Raw genomic sequence first — 18,178 nt, 5'->3', positions numbered from 1 at the left:
CCATGACAACCCACCGCCGCACCGTCGCCGCTACGGCCGCTGTCGGTCTTGTGATCGCAGGAGGACACCTCATCGGGGCCACCGCCGCCCACGCCGATGACGTGAAGCCGTCCGTACCCCCCGGCACGGAGCCTTCGGCCTCCGCGCCCGTGGCGATCGACTCCAACGCCCCCGGGCTGAAGATCCCGCAGGGCGGAACCCTCGCACCGGTCAAGGTGCTCGACATCGCCGAGGTCGTCGAAGACCTCGGCGGGGAGCAGCGGCGGCAGGAGACGAACGAGACCGTCATGATGGCGCTGCAGTCCGAGGTGCTGTTCCCCGAGGACAGCGCCGTCTTCAACGCGCAGGCCGCCGCCCGCATCCAGGCCATCGGCAACGAGATCAACCAGTCCAAGGCGACCCGCATCCGGGTCTTCGGTTTCACCGACGACCAGGGCAGTTACGAGCACGGCAAGGAGCTGTCCAAGCAGCGGGCCGATGCCGTGCACAACGAGCTGGCCAAGACCGTGACGAACCCGAGCGTCGTCTTCGACGTCCGCGGGTACAGCGAGGACTACCCGATCGCCGACAACGGCACCGAGGAAGGCCGCAAGAAGAACCGCCGGGTGGAGATCACCTTCCCGCGCGGCGCCGCCGGCTAGTCGCCCGTCCGCAACCGCAACCGCAACCGCAACCGCGGCCGCGGCCGCCGCCGGAGGCGGAGGCGGCCGCGGGAGGCTTCGACCATCGTGCCGAGGACGAGCGACTGGACCAGTACGCACACCACCAGCTCAGTCAGGAAGAGCCACGTCTCGGGCTGCCCCTCCCCGTGGACCGCCCCCTGGGCGAGCGCCACGACGAGGAACAGCGGGAACGCGAACAGGGCGGGCAGCACCCACACGAAGCCGGGATCCGGGGCGAACAGCGTGACGGCCGTCGCGATGGCCACGGCGACGCCGACGAGGCCCAGGTAGATCCCTGAAGCGGGGTTCGCGAAGGTCAGGCGGACGAGCGTACGAGCGTTCATCCGTCCATGGTCGGGAGCCCGCGGGCTGCCGTCCTGAGTACGCGTACCCAGGTCCGTGTTCCGTACCGTCAGCCGAACTGCCCCGGCCGGTAGTCGCCGGCCGGCTGCTGGATGATCACGTTCATCCGGTTGTAGGCGTTGATCAGGGCGATGAGGGACACCAGCGCGGCCAACTGGTCCTCGTCGTAGTGCTTCGCGGCGTCCGCCCACGCCGCGTCCGTGACCCCGCCGGCCGCGTCGGCGATGCGCGTGCCCTGTTCGGTCAGCTCCAGGGCCGCCCGCTCGGCGTCGGTGAACACCTTCGCCTCGCGCCAGGCCGCCACCAGGTGGAGGCGCTGCGCGGTCTCCCCGGCGTGCGCGGCGTCCTTGGTGTGCATGTCGGTGCAGAAGCCGCAGCCGTTGATCTGGCTGGCCCGGATCTTCACCAGCTCCTGGGTGGCCGCAGGAAGGGTCGAGTCCGAGACGGCCTTGCCTGCGGAGTTGATGTACCTGGCGAACTTGGTGGCGACGGGGTTGCCGTAGAAGTTGAGTCGGGCATCCATGGTGATTCTCCCTGCCGTGTAGACGGTTGCACAGCTCTGACGGATCGCACCGGACGGATGTGACAGCCCGTCGAAGCGCCGAGCAGTGACCTGCGTCACTTCGCCAGGAGGATCTCCGCCACCTCGCGCGCCCGGCGGGCCGGTTCCGGGCCGGGGCTCAGGGCGGCCACCGCCGTGGCACCCTCGACCAGGACCAAGAGCTGGTCGGCCAGCGCTGGCGGGGCCGCGGCCGGGGCCCATTCGGCAAGGAGCGAGCGCAGTTCGGCCTTGTGGACGCGGACGACCTCCGGCGCGGCCGCGCCCAGTTCCCCGTACGTGTTGAGGAACGCGCAGCCCCGGAAGTCCGGCTCCGAGAACCATCGCGCCAGCCAGTCGAAGAGGGCCAGGACCGGCGGCTGCGCGGACGCCGCCACCGACTCGCGCAGGCTCGTCGTCCAGCGCCGGTCGCGGCGTTCCAGGTAGGCCGTGACCAGGCATTCCTTCGCCGGGTAGAGCCGGTACAGGCGCTTGAGGGGCACTCCGGACGCGGTGCGGATGCGGTCCATGCCCACCGCCTGGATGCCGTGGCGGTAGAACAGCTCCTCCGCCGCGTCCAGAAGCCGGGTGCGTGCCTCTTCGTCGTCCATGAAGGCAGGGTAGCCGGATTTCGCTTGCGGCGAGAACGGTCGTTCTCCTAGGCTGGCGGCGACTGCGAGAACGATCGTTCTCCGCTCCTCTGCCGGAAGGATGCGCCATGACCCGTCCGCCCCTGCCTCCCTTCACCGACGAAACCGCCCGCGCCAAGGTCCAGGCTGCCGAGGACGCCTGGAACAGCCGCGACCCCGAGCGCGTCGCCCTCGCCTACACCGAGGACTCCGTCTGGCGGAACCGCGACCGCTTCCTGACCGGCCGCGAAGAGATCCGCGCCTTCCTCGCCGACAAGTGGGAGCGCGAGCTCGACTACCGGCTGCGCAAGGAGCTCTGGGCCCACACCGGCAACCGCATCTCCGTCCGCTTCGAGTACGAGTGGCACGACGCCTCGGGCCAGTGGTGGCGCAGCCACGGCAACGAGCAGTGGGAGTTCGACGACGACGGCCTGATGCGCCGCCGGGAAGCCAGCATCAACGACGTCCCGATCACCGCCGAGGACCGCCGCATCGCCTGACCGTGGGCTCCTGACCTCGCCGCCACGGCTCTTGACCGAAGTCCGACCCGCCGGGTGTGCGCGTCTGCCAAGATGATCAACGCTCCACGGGGGAGGCCCGGCACGACGCCGGGCGGCAGGGCATCGGGCAGGGGGACCAGGCATGGCGCGGACTCAGGTGAACGGCGTCGAGCTCTTCTACGAGATCCAGGGCGACGGGGAACCGCTCGTCCTGGTCCACGGCTCCTGGACCGACCACCACAGCTGGCACGCCGTCCTGCCGCAGCTCACCCGCACCCACCGCGTGCTCGTCTACGACCGCCGAGGCCACAGCCGGAGCGAGCGCCCGCCGGGCCAGGGCACGCGGACCCAGGACGAGGACGACCTGGCCGCGCTCATCGAGATGCTCGGCGCCCCCGCCCACGTGGCCGCAAGCTCCTTCGGCGGCTCGGTCGCGCTCGGCCTCGCCGCCCGCCGCCCCGAACTGCTGCGCAGCCTCGCGGTGCACGAGCCGCCCCTGACCGCCGTCGTCGCCGGCGATCCGGAGCTCGACCGGCTGATGCGGAACGCGCAGGCGCCCATCGACGCCATCATGGCGGACGTGCGCGCGGGCGACTCCGAGGGCGGCGCGCGCCGGTTCGTCGAGGAGGTCGTGTTCGGGCCGGGTGCATGGGACGGGATGCCGGACGCGGCCCGCCGGACGTTCGTCACCAACGCCCCCACCGCCGCCGACGAACAGAGGGACCCGGACTGGGACACCGTGGACCTCGCCCGGCTGGCCGGCTACACCGGCCCGGCCGTGCTGAGCAAGGGCACCGACAGCCCGGCGTGGTTCGGCGCGATCGTCGACCGGCTCGCGCAGGTGCTGCCCGGCGCGCAGGCGCGGACCCTGCGCGGCGAGGGCCACGTACCCCACCTCACCGCCCCGCAGCGCTACGCCGACAACCTCCTCGCCTTCCTCGCCTCGACGGCCTCCGCAGACCGCTCCTGACCCGCCGTCCGCCGGATGCGTGCCGCGCGGATACCGCGCGTGCACGCACCTGGCGGTTTGTCATGGGTAAGCATGGGGACGCAGGTTCTGACGAACCTGATGTCGGGTTCGCGGACCTCGAATACCGATCTGGGTTCGCTGGTGAAGCAGCTGGTGGTGGCGGCGCAGCCGCTGGAGGGCAAGTTCCAGGGGCAGGGCAAGGTGGCGTTCGACTCGTTCAAGCTGCGTGCGGACGGGATCGCGAAGGAGCTGAACGCGTCGCTGGCGGCGATCCTGGGCGGTCAGTCGGGCATGGAGCAGGCGTTCGGGTCGGGTGACCAGGAGCAGGGCGAGAACGCCCGTCAGACGCAGGGCTCGGCGAACTTCGACGCGGCCCGCTTCCGCGGTCGCTGAGCCTGAGTCTTCTCGGGCCTTCTCGGGTCTTCTTCGATCTTCTTACATCTCACGGGGAGTGTGGTTGTGATGGGTGCGGGTGGGACGGACCGTCGTGCGTACGACGTGGGTGCCTCGACGGAGGTGCAGGGCGGTATCAAGGCGGTGATCGGGCAGCTGGAGCAGGTGATCGCGGCGCGTGAGGCGCAGGTGGCGGCGGCGATGTCGGACTTCGCGGCGGACGGTGTGGCGGATGACTACCACGCCAAGGAGCTGCGGTGGAAGAACGCCTCGCAGGAGGTCAAGAACATCATCCAGCTGCTGAACACGACGCTGGAGAAGAACGACGCGACCGCGCGGCAGACGCTGCAGCGCGCGAAGGCCGCGGTCGACAACATCGGCTGAGCAGGATCGTTTCAGCACATCAGCAGGGAAATCGGGGGCACGGGGGTGGGTTGTCGATGACGTCGTGGGACATCAAGCCGCAGGGTGTGCAAGGTCAGTTGAAGACCGTCGGCGGGAACGCCGGTGAGCTGGAGAAGGCCTTGAACGCCCTGCTCACGGCCATGTCGGAGGCGGCTCAGGCGGCGGGGACGGCGGTGCCGGGTTCGCAGTCGGGGATGACTCCGCAGGGTCCGCTGGCTCCGGGTGCGGGACCGGCACCGGGTTCGGCTTTTGTGGCGCCGCAGAAGGCGATGGGGCCGGTCGCGGCTGCCCTCGGCGAGTACCTCACTGCCCGCAAGCCCGAGTTCAAGTCGATGGCGGAGCGGATCGAGGCGTGCATCCTCGGCGCGGTCGCGGCGACGAACGAGTACCTGGAGGGCGACCTCGACCAGGCGAAGGCCGCCCAGGACGCGGCGAAGTCCGTCAACCTCGACATCCTGCGTGAGAAGACCGGAGGGAAGAAGTGAGCGGGGACGCGCCGGTCGATCCGGCAGAGGTACCGGTCTTCACGGGGAATCTGGAGACTCTCGATGTGAAGGTGAAGGAGATCTCGTCGGGCGGGGCGGCCGTCTCGACGAAGGCGTCCGACGCTCACAGCAGTTTCGGCGGCCTGCAGGCGTTCTACCAGGCGCCCGAGGCGGACCAGCTCTTCGCGACGACGAAGCCGGTCTCCGACCTGGGCCTGAAGCTCAGCTCCGACATGTGCACCATCGCCGGCGCCCTGGGCACGTACTCGCGTGACGCCGCACCGGTCATCAAGAAGCTGGAGAACCTGAAGGCGGAGGCCGAAGCGTTCCGCACGAAGGTCGCCGACGACGACAAGTGGCGATCGTCGCGCTGGTCGGCGGCAAGCCGCTGCGGGTGAACGACGGTTCCAATGCCCCGGACATGTACGGCTACGACGCCGAGGCGATGAAGCAGGCCAAGTCCCTGCCGTGGGGCGACGCGGTGGAGGAGTCGATCCCCGGATGGCAGGTGTGGGAGCACGCCTGGGAGTTCGGCAAGGGCTTCTTCGTCGACGGTGTGTGGGGCACCCTCAAAGGTCTCGGGGGCCTCGTCGGCCTGCAGGGCTGGGACACCTTCAAGCAGTCGTGGGCGGGCTTGGCGAAGCTCGGGACGGGCCTGTCGATCGCCATGATCCCCGGCGTGGGTGCGCTGTACCTGGCGGCCCCGGACGACAAGCTTCCCGCCTACCTGCGTGAGTCCCGTACCGCGATGAAGGAGACGGGCAAGGCTCTGCTCGCGTGGGACCAGTGGGGCTCCAACCCCGGGCGTGCGGCGGGCGCGGTCACCTTCAACGTGATCACCACCATTGCCACGGGCGGCACGGGCGGTGCCGTTTCGGGCGCGGGCAAGGCGGGCGCCGTGGCGAAGGCGCTCTCGGTCGCGGGCAAGGCCAGCCACGCCATCGACCCGATGACGTACATCTTCAAGGGCGCGGGCAAGTTCGAGGTCCCGAGCATCAACCTCGACGGCGCGATCGCCCTCCCCGACGGCGCCGTGATGCTACCCGACGGCGCGATCCACCTCCCGTCCGGCGCGGTGATCCCCGAAGGGGCGGCCAAGCTCCCGGACGGCAACATCAAACTCCCCGAGGGCACCACCACGTTCCCCCCGGGCACGGTCAAGCTCCCGGTCGACGGCCCGGCGCAGTTCATGGACCCCAAGGGCAACATCTACGAGGCGGACGGCACGCTCTCCCAGGCCGGCAAGGACTCCCCGAAGGAGCCCTCGCCGGAGACGGACGCGGGCGTACCGCGCACCGAGGCCCCCAAGGTCGACACCCCCTCCACCGCCAGGGTCCCGGAACTCGAACTCGCCGGCGTCGGCGGTCGCGGCGGCGACAACGGCATCAACCTCAGCTCCGACATCTCCAGCCCGCTCCACACCCTCGACAACGGCCCCCGCAACACCGACACCACCCCGGGCGGCCACACCCCGGACAACATGCCGCGCAACAGCGTGGACAACCCCGCCGGCGGGAACGGCGGCCCCCGCCAGGAGCCGCTGAACGATGGTGGCCACGGCCGGACTCCGTCCGGAGGCGGAGCCCACCCCGAAACGCCAGGCAGTGGCGGTCACCCCGACGGCCCGAGTGGTTCCGGGCACACGGACGGCCCCGGTGGCGGTTCCGGCCACACGGACGGCCCGTCCAGCGGTGGTCACGAGCCTGAGGTTCCGGGCGGTGCAGGTGCGGCCGACGACGCCGTTCCGGGAGGCGCCGCAGACGATGCGGGGTCACCGCCGGACGGCTCCGCGCCCGGCGGAGCGACACCGGGTCCTGAGATCGAGCCGGCCCCCATGCCGCGCGGGGGAGAACTCGAGCAAGCAGTCCGTGACGCGGTGAAGGGCATCCCCGGCGCCTCACGTCCGAAGGTTCCCGTGTTCGAACGGGTCCTCGAAGTTCTCGGGGACAACCCTCGCGGTCAGCAGGTTGCCGAGATCATCGCTTCGGGGCGCTTCAACGGCAGCGAGAACTTCGGTCAGGTCGTGTCCAGCCTGGGTGCCAAGAAGGTACAGATGGCCGAACCGGGAATTGATCAGATCATTCTGGCCGACGACCTGGCGCGGAGCGGGTTCGCAGGTGATCGAATCGATTTCGAGATCAAGAACGATGCGGGTGGGGACGCCGACGTACGCCTGCTGGACGATGACGGCAATGCCTTCGTCTACCAGATGAAGCGGCTCAACAACCCGCTGGACCCCGTATCCGAAATCACCCGGGGCAAGAACCTCGGACAGCTGACCCACTCGGCGGGCGATCACCGCGTCATGCTCGTCGACGGGCAGGGTAGCGTCGCCAAGTGGACAGCCGAAGGCGCTGTCGACAGGCTGATGGAGATCCACCAGAACGGTCGCGGCCGCTTCGAGGCCGGCAAGGACGTGACCTTCGTCATCCGGCTCGACGACGGAACGCTGGTCGTTCCCCCGGGCTCAAAGACCGATCCGAAGGACATGCTGTGATCACCACCGACCCTGTAGGCGAATGGTTCTGGGAGACGACGACCGCCGGATCCGGGCAGCAGGGCGCGGACCGGGCGCTCCGTCTCTTCGACCGGATCCATTCCCTCGGTTCCGGCCTGGGTCTCGTCGACGGCTGGGGACACGGGGGCGTCAAGGTCGTCACGCTGCAGGCGCCGCGGGAGACGCGGTACGTGTGGGAGGGCAACGGCCGCCTCGACGGCGCGGTGGAGGAAAGCCGGGCGTGGTTCGACCATGACGCGACGCTGCACCTGTGGAGCGTGCTGCCCGGCGCATGGCTGGACTCCGACGGCGGGGCGCACCGCTCCGAGCGTCTCTTCGCACTGCGGCTGCTCCTCTGGCCCGGCGGGCACACCGTCGTGTCGCTGGCGGCGTACTCCGACGCCTGGATGACCCTGGACCTGAGGGAGCGCCCGCAGCCCGAGGTCGCCGCGGCGAACGCGCCGCGTCTGGCATCCCTGTTGAGCGGCGTTTCCGAGCTGCTGGGAGCCGAGGTCGATCCCGGGGATCCCACCTACTACGGCAGGCCCACGGCCTCCGGCTTCGAGGACCTCTCGGAGGAGGGCACCGACCACATCGACCCCTGGAGCACTTTCGCCGTACCGGCCAGATGGCAGCGCATGCTGCGCCTCCTGCCGAAGGGTTACCAGGAACAGTCCTACGAGGCGTTCACCGAAGGCCCGGTCAAGTACATCGAGGTTCGCCGGAGCGGTGACACCGTGGGCCTGCTCTGGGCGGGCAAGGACGGCAGTGCGGCATACGAGCCGCGCCCCGCGGCCGGGGAGATCGCCTTCACCGCCGGTGTACCCCTGCTCCTGGCCTTCGCCGAGGCGCGTCGAGCCGGATCGGCAGCACTCGACGCCCTCGCGGCGGCGGCACGGTCGGAGTCCGAACTGTCGGGGGCTGATGCCGAGATCCGTGACGCGCCTTCGCTCGACGCCCTGCAGGAATGGGCGGGTAGCTGAACCCCGTGCCTGTTCTACGGGCGGAGCGGCCGTCCGCGCGGACGACGGGGGCGGCCCCGACCTGACGGGTGTCCTCTCCGGGGCCGGCCGCCGCCCTGCTCCGGCCGGTCCTGAGCCCCGGGCCGGCCGCCGCCCTGCTCCGGCCGGTCCTGAACCCCGGGTGGGGCGTCGCCCTCCGGGTGGGCGTCGCCGTCCGGGTGGGGCCAGCCGCGGCTCACGCATCCGCGTGGTTGCTCACGACTCCTCGTGGTGGGCCTGCGTGATGAGGTCCGTGGCGACCTCCAGGGCGGCCAGGCGGGTTTCCTCCGGGTCGCCCTCGACGTGCTGGAGGAACATCATCCCGGCGTGCAGCGTGAACAGGGCGCTGACGCAGCGCACCTGGTCCGTCAGCGGGCCGTCGTCCGTGCGCAGCAGCTCCACCAGGCGGTAGAGCCGCTTCTTCACCGTCTCGCCGATGCTCAGCTCGCGCGTCGTCGCCTGGTTCTCCTGCATGAAGCGGTACAGCGCCGCGCCGGCCGCCATCGCCTCGCTGTAGCGGCGCAGCACCTCGCGCTTGGTCTCCAGCGTGCGCGGCTGCTGCTCCGCCCACTTGATCAGCTCGTCGATGGGACGCGTGACGTCCTCGAAGAGGCTGATGATGATGTCTTCCTTGGTCTTGAAGTGGTAGTACAGCGCCGCCTTCGTGACCTCCAGCCGCTCCGCGATCTCGCGCAGCGACGTCTTCTCGTATCCCTGCTCGACGAAGAGCTCCAGTGCGATGTCCTGGATGCGCTGGCGCGTGTCGCCACGACGGCGCTGCGGACTGCTGCTGGACATGACTCTCCTCGATTACTTACTTGACGCCCGGCAAGTTACGGGTCTACCGTCCCCATTGTAGTGAACTAGCCGGTCGGCAAGTAAGTGCCGTTCCGGCAGGTAGTACCCAGGGGAGTGGACAGGAAATGGTGGAGACAAGCAAGCCCGCGGAGACCTCGCAGGAGGTGAAGCCACGCAGCGTGCGGGTCGTCCTCATGGCACTCATGATCGCAATGTTGCTGGCGATGCTCGACAACATGATCATCGGTACGGCGATGCCCACTATCGTCGGCGAACTCGGCGGCCTGGCGCACCTGTCCTGGGTGGTGACCGCCTACACCCTGGCCACAGCCGCCTCCACCCCCATCTGGGGCAAGATCGGCGACATGTACGGCCGGAAGGGCTCCTTCCTCACCTCGATCGTCATCTTCCTGATCGGCTCCGCCCTCAGCGGCATGGCCCAGGACATGGGCCAGCTCATCGGCTTCCGCGCGATCCAGGGCCTCGGCGCCAGCGGTCTGATGGTCGGTGTCATGGCGATCATCGGCGACCTCATCCCGCCCCGCGAGCGCGGCAAGTACCAGGGCATGATGGCCGGCGTGATGGCTCTCGCCATGATCGGCGGCCCGCTCGTCGGCGGCACCATCACCGACCACATGGGCTGGCGCTGGTCCTTCTACATCAACCTGCCCCTCGGCGCGGTGGCCCTGGCCATGGTGACCGCCGTCCTGCACCTGCCCAAGCACGCGGAGCGGCAGCGCCCGAAGATCGACTACCTCGGTGCGGCCCTGCTCACCGTCGCCATCACCTCCACCGTGCTCGTCACCACGTGGGGCGGCAACGAGTACGCCTGGGGCTCCGCCCAGATCCTCGGCCTCGTCGCCGTCGGCGTGCTGACCACCGCCGCCTTCCTCTACGTGGAGACCAAGGCGGCCGAGCCCGTCATGCCGCTGCACATCTTCCGCAGCCGCAACTTCACCCTCATGTCCCTGATCGGCTTCCTGGTCGGCTTCGCCATGTTCGGCGGCGTGCTCTACCTTCCGCTGTTCCAGCAGTCGGTGCAGGGCGCCTCGGCCACCAACTCGGGCCTGCTGCTCCTGCCCATGCTGCTCTCGATGATGCTCGTCTCGCTGATCGCCGGACGCGTCACCACCAACAGCGGCAAGTACAAGATCTTCCCGATCGTCGGCGGTGCGCTCATGGTCGTCGGGATGTTCCTGCTCGCGACCATGGACACGGGGACCTCCCGCCTCGTGTCCGGCGTCTACATGGCCGTTCTCGGTGCCGGGCTCGGCTTCCTGATGCAGATCACCATGCTGGTCGCGCAGAACAGCGTCGACATGAAGGACATGGGCGTCGCGTCGTCGTCGGCGACCCTCTTCCGTACGCTCGGCGGCTCCTTCGGCGTGGCGCTGATGGGCTCCCTCTTCACCTCCCGGGTCACGGACACCATGTCCGAGCGCCTCGGCCCGGAGGCCGCCGGAGCCGCAGGTTCTGCCCAGTTGGACGCGGCGAGCCTGGCCAAGCTGCCCGAAGCCGTGCGCGAGGCGTACCAGCATGCGGTGGCCGCCGGCACGCACTCCGCGTTCCTGCTTGGCGCGAGCGTCGCCGTACTGGGTTTCCTGGCGGCCTGGTTCGTCAAGGAGGTCCCGCTGCGCGGCGCCGGCCCGGCTCCCGCCGCGGCCCCGGCCGACGGCAAGTCCGCCTCCGCGGCACAAGAGTCCGTCGCGCACTGACCCCGCACATTGAACGATCCCGGCCCCGGCGGACGAACGCGTCCACCGGGGCCGGCCCGTTTTCACCGCGGCCCGCCGGGAAGGAGCTCCGGACGATCGAGGACCGACATCCCATCAGCCCCATCAGCCCCATCAGTCCTGTCAGTCCCATCGGTCCTGTCAGTCCCATTACGGGGAACTTACAGGTGATTTGACTGGAACTCCTCCGAGGCGGCGAACGTCCTGATCCACGGAACGCTCGCACAGCGGATGGGGAGTGGACGGTTCATGGGATTCACGACGCACACGAACAAGAACGGCGTCCGGGCCGGTGCGGCCATCGTCGCGTCGGCCGTCGCCGTGGCGGCGACGGCCTGGGCAGTGGCGACCCTCGTGGAACCGGGCGGTGCCGGCGCCGCCTCCCGCCAGAACGTGTCCCAACCGAACGGAACGGACAACTCCGGCCACGGCCGGGCGGGTGGGCCGGGGCAGCAGTCGCAGGGGATACCCGAGGGCATCGCCCACGCCTCGGAGAGCGGCGGGAACGCCGTCAACATCACCATCGACGACGGCCCCGACCCGCGCTGGACCCCCGAGGTGCTCGACGTACTGCGCGAGCACGACGCCAAGGCGACCTTCTGCATGGTCGGCCCCCGCGCCAAGGCCCACCCCGACCTCGTCAAGAAGGTGGTCGCGGCCGGCCACCGGCTCTGCGACCACACCATGGACCACGACACGGCCATGGACAAGAAGCCCGTCGACTACCAGGAACGGCAGATACTCGACGCCAAGAAGCTCATAGAGGAGGCCGCCGGCAACGGCGCGAAGGTCGAGTACTACCGGGCCCCCGGCGGCGCCTTCACCCCCGACAGCCGGCGCATCGCCGCCGCGAACGGGATGCGTCCGCTCGGCTGGAACGTCGACACCAAGGACTTCGAGAAGCCGGGCACGGCCGCCATCGTCGACGCCGTCAAGCGCGAGACGGGCAACGGCCCGACGGTCCTCTTCCACGACGGCGGCGGCAACCGCGCCCAGACCGTCGAGGCCCTCGACCAGGTGCTGGCCTGGCTCCGGGAACAGGGCCGGCCGACCGGCTTCCCGGTCCGCACCGCCCCCGACACCCCGTGAGTCGCCGCCCGCCCAGCCGCTCCTGAGCCGCCCGGCCACCCGCTCCTGAGGCCCGCCTCCGCTCCTGAGGCCCCGCCCCCGCTCCCGAGGCCCCCCGCTCCTGACACGCCGTCCACCGTGCGAACGGGTGAGGGTCGACGACGCCGACCCGACCGCGTTGTTACCTGGTCCGGCACGGACGCACGTACGCCCGACCAGGAGGTCCTGTGGCCATCGCCCCCGCCAAACTGTCCGACCCCGTGGTCGGCGCCCTCGTCGCCGCCGTCAACGCGCACGACAAGGACGCCTTCCTGAAGCTCCTGACCGCCGACGCGACCATGTCCGACGACGGATCCGACCGCGACCTCCACGAGTGGATCGACCGAGAGATCTTCGACTCCAGCGGCCACATGGACGTCCAGTCCGAGTCCGACGGGGGCCGCACCCTCGTCGTCAACTACCGCAACGACACCTGGGGCGAGATGCGCACCGCCTGGCGCTTCACCATCGCCCCCGGCGGCGGCCGCATCAGCCGCTTCGAAACCGGCCAGGCCTGATTCAGAGCCCCCGCGCCACTTCCAGCACCGCCGCTGTCAGGCGCTCGTTCTCCGGGGCGATCCCGCCCGGGAAGCCGAAGCGGCGGCGCGTGTACCCGTAGGCGATCCCCGTCACCGGGTCGGCGAAGCCCTGCCCGCCCGCCGCGCCACAGTGCCCGAACGCCTGCGGCCCCACCGCGTGCTGCTGCTCGAAGCCCAGCCCGAAGTGGTCGGTCTCACCGGTCAGCACCTCCTGGCCCGCCATCTGCAGCGTTGCGAACTCCGCCGCCGTCTCCGGCTTCAGCAGCGCGGCCCGGGCCCCCACCTGGCTGATCGCCGCGGCGTACAGCCCCGCGACGCCGCGCGCCGAGCCGATGCCGCCCGCCGAGGCCGGGCCGAGCTTCCGCGTCCGGGGGTGGTTGGCGTGGGTCACCAGGTCCATCGGCGGCTCCCGGTGCCAGTTGAAGGCCACCGCCAGCAGCTCCGGCACCGGCCCGGCTGCCGCCTGCGCCGCGGCCTGCTCGGGCGTCGGGATCATCTCCAGGACCGGCTTCCAGCGGCCCTCCTCCGAGGCCGGGAGCCCCATGTAGAGGTCCAGCCCGTACGGGGCGCGCACGCGCTCCTCGTACACCTCCTGGATCGACCTGCCCGTCGCGCGCCGCACCACCTCGCCGGTCAGGGCGCCGATCACGAAGGCGTGGTAGGCGTACGCCGTCCCCGGCTCCCAGTACGGCTTCTGCCCGGCCAGCCGGGCGGCGATCAGCGCGTCGTCCGCGATCTCGTCGTAGTCGAAGCCGCCGTCCACACCGAGCAGCCCCGCCTGGTGGCTGATCAGCTGCCGCAGCGTCAGCCGCTCCTTGCCGTGCCCGGTGAACTCCGGCCAGTACGACGACACCGGCCGGTCCAACTCCAGCGTGCCGTCCTGCACGAGCAGCGCCACCACCAGGTGCGCGGCACCCTTGGTGATCGAGAAGACCCCGCTCAGCGTGTCCGCGTCGGTGTCCTCGCCGGCCCACAGGTCGACGACGCGCCGGCCCCGGTGGTGGACGGCGAGCTGGGCCTCGGGCGAATGCGGTTCCGCCGCCGCGAACGCCTCGAACTCCTCCCGTACCCGCTCCCACCCGGCCGCCACCGTGCCGTTCACACCGTTCCCGCCCATTGCGTCCCCCTCGCATCGGATCGTCGTTCCGCAGGCTCGGAACCGAAGTGGATCACCGGATATTCCGGTGATCGGCGACTCCCTTACGGGTGAAAGGCCCCGCCGCGTCGTTCCGGCCCGCGCCGGGGCGCCGTTGGTCCCGACATGAAGCGCACCCGCACCGCCGCTCTCGCCCTCGCCACGGCCGCCGCGGCCCTCGCCCCCGTCCTCGTCCAGCAGGCCACCGCCGCGGAGGGCGCCTACCTCCAGGACCCGGCGGGCGGCGAGAAGAGCATGAAGTCGATGTGGACCAAGGACGAAAGGCACAAGGTGGAGGGGCAGTTCCGCTTCCACCCGGGGGTCCAGTACAAGACGGTCACCCGCCCCGGCCCCGCGGCCGCGCCGGACTACGAGCGGAAGGCCGGCGACCCCTCGACGCTCGCGTGGCAGCCCTCGTACGAGTTCGCCTGGTCGGTGTCGGACTCGACCGTGGTGAAGAAGGCGGTGACGGTCAAGGAGGGCGAGCACCCGATCGTCGTGCACGCCGTACTGCGCCGCGCGGACCGGTCCACGGTGGCGGAAGTGCGCAGGGAGCTGGCGGGGAAGCCGGCGACGGGACGCGAGAAGGTCGCGGGCGACAGGCGGATCGCCTGCGACACCGGTGAGTACACGGTGGAGTGGTCGGTGACGCGCTCGGGCTACGGGACGCTCAAGGGCTCCCTGCGCTGGAACTCCAGCTGCGAGCAGTACCGGACGGCCTTCTCCCAGAACCACGGGAAGCAGCGCTGACGCTCCCGTCGGGGACCGGCCGCCCCGCGCACCTCGTGAGTGCTCGGCGGGCGGCTGGGCCGCGGCCTTGGATCAAGTGCCGTAGTGGCCATGGTGCCGCACGGGGTGGTCTGCGGCCCGGGTCGAAGGTCCCGTGTCGTGCGGAACTTCGGTGCTCTCGGTGCGCTCAGTGCTTCTTGGAGGCCTGGGCGGCCTGCGCGGCGATGTCCTCCAGGACGCCCTTGGGGTCGCCGGTCGGTTCCACGGCGCGTCCGATGTTGCGCTTGATGGTGTCGCTGACCGTCACCCAGGACGGGTCGTTGACCGGGTAGAGCTGGGCGCCGCGCAGCGCGTTCAGGAACTGCTGGTCGTTCTTGTCGAGTCCGCCGCCGGCCGGCGTGCGCGAGGCGGACACGGTTGACGGCAGCAGGTGGTAGCGGTTGGCGAAGTCCGACAGGTTCCGGTCCTGGTAGACGAAGTCCAGGAACTTCCCGATCTCCGCGCGCTTGCCGTTCTGCTTGAAGGCCATCATCCAGTCGGCCACGCCGACGGCCGGCGGGATCTCCCCGGTGCCGAGGTCGTCCGAGACGGGCATGGCGGTGGTGACGACGCTGATGCCCTTGGCGCGTGCCTCGTGGGCGAGCGAGGGGTAGCCGTTGAGCATGCCGACCTCGCCGCGCGTGAACGCGGCGAAGGCGTCGGCCCGGTTCAGCTGGGACGGCGCCGTCGGGCCCGTGTACCCGGTCGCGACCATGTTGCTCTTGACCCACTCCCAGGTCTTGATGTTCTGGTCGGAGGCCAAGCTGTAGTTGCCGCTGCTGTCGGCGTAGCCGCCGCCGTTGCTCAGCTCCCAGATCATCGCCTCGGCATGCGCCTCCTCGGGCCCCAGCGGCAGGGCGTACGGGTACTTCACGCCCTTGTCCTTCAGCGCCTTGGCGGCGGCCTTCAGGTCGGACCAGGTCTTCGGGGCCTCTTTGATGCCGGCCTTGCCGAACAGCGCCTCGTTGTAGAAGAGGAGGCGGCTGCTCGCCACGAAGGGCAGGCCGTAGAGGGTGCTGCCCACCGAACCGGCATCGGCCAGCGGCTGCAGGAAATTCGCCTCGGCGGTGACCGAGAGGAGTTCGTCCGCGGGATAGAGCTCGCCCCGGGCGGCGAAGTCAGAGTAAGAGCCCATGAGCGCCATGTCCGGCGCCTTGCCGGCCTTGACCATACGGGAGACCTCGCGGTCGATGTCGGCCCACGGCAGGAGTGTGACCTCGACCTTGATTCCCGGGTTCTCCTTGGTGAAATCAGTCGTCACCTTGTCCCAGAAGGGCTTGGAACTGGTGGCGGGGCTGTCGCCGTATTCGGCGGCGACGAGCTGCAGCGTACCGCCGTCACCTGCGTCGTCCCCTGAAGCGCCGCATCCGGCCAGCGGTATCAGCAGACCGAGCACGGCCGCGGTGGCGGTCGTGCCGAAAATTCTCCGTCGCACGGGTCTATTCCCCTGAATTTCTTTTGTGTCCCGTTGTTACTTATGGGTTGCTCCGGGCCGGCTGATCCCTCGATGGCCCGTTGGCCGGAATTCTCTCCTGTCGGAGGGTGGTTGATTCCATTGGGTCCGCACTTGTGTTCATTGCTCCAATCGGCGCTTTTCCGAGTGGTGTTTTCCGATATGTGATCGACCATGCGGACGCGCGTAGACATGCCGAAAAGCCCGTTTCCGGTCGGGAAACGGGCTCAGGGGGCGGCGACGGCGCGACGGCCGGTCAGTCGGCGAATTCGCCCGCGTACGGGTCGGGCTCGCCCGTCTCCGGGTTGCGGCCCTCCTGCCAGCGGCGCTGCGCCTTGCGCCAGTGCACGAAGCTCAGGTGGCCGCCGTCCCAGAAGGTGATGCTGACGGGGCTCACGTCGAACTCGTCGGAGCAGAGCCGGTAGAGGAACTCGGCCATGCCGTACGGGTACACGGCGAAGGAGTCGGCGGTGTGCCGGCCGCACACCAGGACCGGCCAGCGGTCCGGATCGGGGTCGGAGGTCAGCCAGCACAGGATGTCCGAGCCGCCGGTGACACCCCAGGCGATGATCGACTCCGGATCCGCGTCGAAGGCCGAACGGCCGCCCTCCGCCTCCCACGCCTGCCGGGCGTTGTCCGTCTCCTCGGCCATCTCGGCCGGGTCCCACTGGAGTCCGGGCTTGGGCAGCGGCAGCAGGACGCTGGCCTCGCCGTTGATGGAGCCGGCGCCGAAACGGCCCATGAACGCGATGAAGTCCGCCGGGAACCGGGTCCCCCAGGCCGCCTCGGCCGCGGGCCAGTCGACGTCCTCGTCGGCGCCGTGCGTCGCCGGCATGATCTGCTCCAGCGCCTTGATCCGCGCGTTCTCCGTCATGCCGCTCCCCTGTTGCCCCAGCTCAACCGCCCCAACCTACTGCCGCCGGGGGCCAACCCCTAAGGGGTGTCCACTTCCAGCGTGGTCCCGGCCCTCAGCCCCCAGCCGGCCATGGCGCCGGCCGCCGCCTCCAGGACGTGCCGGGCGCGCGGCCGGGGCAGTCCGATCCGGCCGGGCGCCATGGTGACCACGTCGAGCACGCGCAGACTCCGGTCCAGGTACGCCACGTCGATCGCGAACCGCATCCGGAAGGTGTGCACGCTCGCCGCAGGGGTGAGCAGCATCGCCCCCTCGATCCCGTCCCGGCCGAGCAGGCCGCGCGTCCTCGCCCGGTAGGAGGCGGCGACCTCCAGCGGGATCCGCGTGGGGTCCGTGCCGACCCGCAACGCGGCGGGCCCGTCATGCCAGTGCGCCATGGCGGCCACCCTAGGGGACCGCTACCTTCGCCGGATGGGTGTGGTCGTGATCGTTCTCGCCGCCGCGTACGGCGTGGCCGCCGGGCTGCTGCTGCCGCGCGCGGCCTACCGCTTGTCGGTGGAACCAGGTGACCCCTGGCGGGGGCACTGCCCGCAGGGGCACCGGCTGCGCGGCTGGCTCGGCCCGGCCCGCTGCCGCACGGCCGGGGCGGAGCGGGCCGGCCGGGGGACGACGTACAGTCCGGCGCACGTCTACGGGCGGAGGGCCGTGCTCCCGGCCGCCCTCACCGGAGGGGTCTGCGCCCTGATCGCGGCGGCCGTCGGGGCGCGGCCCGAAGCGGCGGCGTACGCGGCCCTGGCCCCGCTCCTGGTCCTGCTCGCACTCGTCGACCGGGCCGTGCACCGCCTGCCCGACGTCCTGACCCTGCCGCTCGCCGCCGCAGCGGCCGCCCTGCTCGGGATCGCCGCCCTGCTGCCCGGCTCGGCCGGCTCCTGGCGGTTCGCCCTGCTGGGCGGAGGCGCGCTGGGAGCCGCGTACCTGCTGCTCCATCTGATCAACCCGGCCGGCATGGGCTTCGGGGACGTCAAGCTCGCGCTCTCGCTGGGGGTCGCTCTTGGGTGGTACGGGTGGGGGGTATGGGCCGCGGGCGCCTTCCTCGGGCTCCTCTACGGCTCCCTGTACGGCCTGACCCTGCTCCTGCGCGGCTCCGCGACCCGTGAGCAGGGCTTCGCCTTCGGCCCCTTCATGGCGGCCGGAGCACTCACCGGAGTGCTGCTGGGTGGTTTCGGAGCGTAATCATCTCGCGCCGATGCACGCACCATGCTTTACGAAGGGTTATGGTGGAACCCCCCCCTCGGGCCGGTCCGTATCCCCCCCACGGACCGGCCCGTTTTTCGTTCACCCGTCTCCCG

General features: G+C 70.4%; 22 protein-coding genes. 14 read left to right on the top strand and 8 right to left on the bottom strand.

From position 1 onward, the window contains the following. Positions 1 to 2: 2 nt before the first annotated feature. Positions 3 to 641 (top strand): OmpA family protein, encoded by a 639-nt coding sequence (locus ACZ3X1_RS13860; protein ID WP_362626543.1) that lies wholly within the window; start codon positions 3 to 5, stop codon positions 639 to 641. Here ACZ3X1_RS13860 and ACZ3X1_RS13855 read toward each other — a convergent pair. From ACZ3X1_RS13855 to ACZ3X1_RS13845, 3 genes are all read right to left on the bottom strand, one after another. Then, positions 638 to 1,006, bottom strand: coding sequence for an SCO4225 family membrane protein (locus tag ACZ3X1_RS13855; RefSeq protein ID WP_467279699.1), 369 nt, complete (start codon positions 1,004 to 1,006; stop codon positions 638 to 640). The genes ACZ3X1_RS13860 and ACZ3X1_RS13855 overlap by 4 nt on opposite strands. Positions 1,007 to 1,074: 68 nt before the next feature. Then, positions 1,075 to 1,548: a carboxymuconolactone decarboxylase family protein gene (locus ACZ3X1_RS13850; protein ID WP_356812862.1), complete on the bottom strand. Its 474-nt coding sequence runs from the start codon at positions 1,546 to 1,548 to the stop codon at positions 1,075 to 1,077. A 95-nt stretch (positions 1,549 to 1,643) separates the two neighbouring features. Next, positions 1,644 to 2,174 (bottom strand): TetR/AcrR family transcriptional regulator, encoded by a 531-nt coding sequence (locus tag ACZ3X1_RS13845; RefSeq protein ID WP_467279697.1) that lies wholly within the window; start codon positions 2,172 to 2,174, stop codon positions 1,644 to 1,646. Between the two features lie 107 nt (positions 2,175 to 2,281). Between ACZ3X1_RS13845 and ACZ3X1_RS13840 the strand changes: the two genes are divergently transcribed. From ACZ3X1_RS13840 to ACZ3X1_RS13805, 8 genes are all read left to right on the top strand, one after another. Further along, the gene (locus ACZ3X1_RS13840) at positions 2,282 to 2,692 is read left to right on the top strand and encodes a nuclear transport factor 2 family protein (RefSeq protein ID WP_467279694.1); all 411 of its coding nucleotides are present in this window, start codon (positions 2,282 to 2,284) and stop codon (positions 2,690 to 2,692) included. Between the two features lie 142 nt (positions 2,693 to 2,834). Beyond that, entirely contained in the window at positions 2,835 to 3,662 is an 828-nt protein-coding gene (locus ACZ3X1_RS13835) for an alpha/beta fold hydrolase (protein WP_467279692.1), read from the top strand. Between the two features lie 72 nt (positions 3,663 to 3,734). Further along, the gene (locus tag ACZ3X1_RS13830) at positions 3,735 to 4,055 is read left to right on the top strand and encodes a hypothetical protein (RefSeq protein ID WP_467279690.1); all 321 of its coding nucleotides are present in this window, start codon (positions 3,735 to 3,737) and stop codon (positions 4,053 to 4,055) included. A gap of 69 nt (positions 4,056 to 4,124) precedes the next feature. Next, entirely contained in the window at positions 4,125 to 4,439 is a 315-nt protein-coding gene (locus tag ACZ3X1_RS13825) for a pore-forming ESAT-6 family protein (RefSeq protein ID WP_356812858.1), read from the top strand. Between the two features lie 56 nt (positions 4,440 to 4,495). Then, positions 4,496 to 4,945: a DUF6507 family protein gene (locus ACZ3X1_RS13820; protein ID WP_467279688.1), complete on the top strand. Its 450-nt coding sequence runs from the start codon at positions 4,496 to 4,498 to the stop codon at positions 4,943 to 4,945. Then, positions 4,942 to 5,343, top strand: coding sequence for a hypothetical protein (locus ACZ3X1_RS13815; protein WP_467279686.1), 402 nt, complete (start codon positions 4,942 to 4,944; stop codon positions 5,341 to 5,343). Before ACZ3X1_RS13820 ends, ACZ3X1_RS13815 begins: the two co-directional genes overlap by 4 nt. After that, the gene (locus ACZ3X1_RS13810; RefSeq protein ID WP_467279684.1) at positions 5,301 to 7,442 is read left to right on the top strand and encodes a hypothetical protein; all 2,142 of its coding nucleotides are present in this window, start codon (positions 5,301 to 5,303) and stop codon (positions 7,440 to 7,442) included. The genes ACZ3X1_RS13815 and ACZ3X1_RS13810 overlap by 43 nt, the downstream gene beginning before the upstream one ends. Further along, positions 7,439 to 8,425, top strand: a complete 987-nt coding sequence (locus tag ACZ3X1_RS13805) for a hypothetical protein (protein WP_467279681.1) — start codon at positions 7,439 to 7,441, stop codon at positions 8,423 to 8,425. The genes ACZ3X1_RS13810 and ACZ3X1_RS13805 overlap by 4 nt, the downstream gene beginning before the upstream one ends. Before the next feature lie 234 nt (positions 8,426 to 8,659). On the opposite strand, the gene ACZ3X1_RS13800 is transcribed toward ACZ3X1_RS13805, so the two are convergent. Beyond that, positions 8,660 to 9,241 (bottom strand): TetR/AcrR family transcriptional regulator, encoded by a 582-nt coding sequence (locus ACZ3X1_RS13800; protein WP_364853683.1) that lies wholly within the window; start codon positions 9,239 to 9,241, stop codon positions 8,660 to 8,662. A 125-nt stretch (positions 9,242 to 9,366) separates the two neighbouring features. Between ACZ3X1_RS13800 and ACZ3X1_RS13795 the strand changes: the two genes are divergently transcribed. From ACZ3X1_RS13795 to ACZ3X1_RS13785, 3 genes are all read left to right on the top strand, one after another. Next, on the top strand, positions 9,367 to 10,956 hold the full coding sequence (locus ACZ3X1_RS13795; RefSeq protein WP_467279678.1) for an MDR family MFS transporter: 1,590 nt from the start codon (positions 9,367 to 9,369) through the stop codon (positions 10,954 to 10,956). A 267-nt stretch (positions 10,957 to 11,223) separates the two neighbouring features. Then, positions 11,224 to 12,063, top strand: a complete 840-nt coding sequence (locus ACZ3X1_RS13790; RefSeq protein ID WP_467279676.1) for a polysaccharide deacetylase family protein — start codon at positions 11,224 to 11,226, stop codon at positions 12,061 to 12,063. A 206-nt stretch (positions 12,064 to 12,269) separates the two neighbouring features. Then, positions 12,270 to 12,599 carry a nuclear transport factor 2 family protein gene (locus tag ACZ3X1_RS13785; protein ID WP_356812850.1) on the top strand — a complete coding sequence of 110 codons (330 nt, stop codon included), beginning with the start codon at positions 12,270 to 12,272 and terminating at the stop codon, positions 12,597 to 12,599. 1 nt (position 12,600) lies between these two features. On the opposite strand, the gene ACZ3X1_RS13780 is transcribed toward ACZ3X1_RS13785, so the two are convergent. Beyond that, positions 12,601 to 13,737 carry a serine hydrolase domain-containing protein gene (locus tag ACZ3X1_RS13780; RefSeq protein ID WP_467279673.1) on the bottom strand — a complete coding sequence of 379 codons (1,137 nt, stop codon included), beginning with the start codon at positions 13,735 to 13,737 and terminating at the stop codon, positions 12,601 to 12,603. A gap of 144 nt (positions 13,738 to 13,881) precedes the next feature. Between ACZ3X1_RS13780 and ACZ3X1_RS13775 the strand changes: the two genes are divergently transcribed. Further along, positions 13,882 to 14,505, top strand: a complete 624-nt coding sequence (locus ACZ3X1_RS13775; protein WP_356812848.1) for a hypothetical protein — start codon at positions 13,882 to 13,884, stop codon at positions 14,503 to 14,505. 166 nt (positions 14,506 to 14,671) lie between these two features. Here the strand turns inward: ACZ3X1_RS13775 and ACZ3X1_RS13770 are convergent, their stop codons facing one another. The 3 genes from ACZ3X1_RS13770 to ACZ3X1_RS13760 form a co-directional block, all read right to left on the bottom strand. Next, positions 14,672 to 15,958 (bottom strand): extracellular solute-binding protein, encoded by a 1,287-nt coding sequence (locus ACZ3X1_RS13770; RefSeq protein WP_356812847.1) that lies wholly within the window; start codon positions 15,956 to 15,958, stop codon positions 14,672 to 14,674. 274 nt (positions 15,959 to 16,232) lie between these two features. Further along, positions 16,233 to 16,850, bottom strand: a complete 618-nt coding sequence (locus ACZ3X1_RS13765; RefSeq protein WP_467279669.1) for an SMI1/KNR4 family protein — start codon at positions 16,848 to 16,850, stop codon at positions 16,233 to 16,235. Between the two features lie 59 nt (positions 16,851 to 16,909). Next, a complete protein-coding gene (locus ACZ3X1_RS13760) occupies positions 16,910 to 17,266 on the bottom strand; it encodes a DUF192 domain-containing protein (protein WP_356812846.1) in 357 nt (118 codons plus the stop codon). Positions 17,267 to 17,300: 34 nt separating this feature from the next. Here ACZ3X1_RS13760 and ACZ3X1_RS13755 point away from each other — a divergent pair, with 34 nt between their 5' ends. After that, on the top strand, positions 17,301 to 18,062 hold the full coding sequence (locus tag ACZ3X1_RS13755) for a prepilin peptidase (RefSeq protein ID WP_467279665.1): 762 nt from the start codon (positions 17,301 to 17,303) through the stop codon (positions 18,060 to 18,062). Positions 18,063 to 18,178: the final 116 nt, after the last annotated feature.

This window comes from Streptomyces sp. NPDC023541 (genome assembly GCF_055559995.1).
This window is presented reverse-complemented; position numbering and strand designations above follow the sequence as displayed.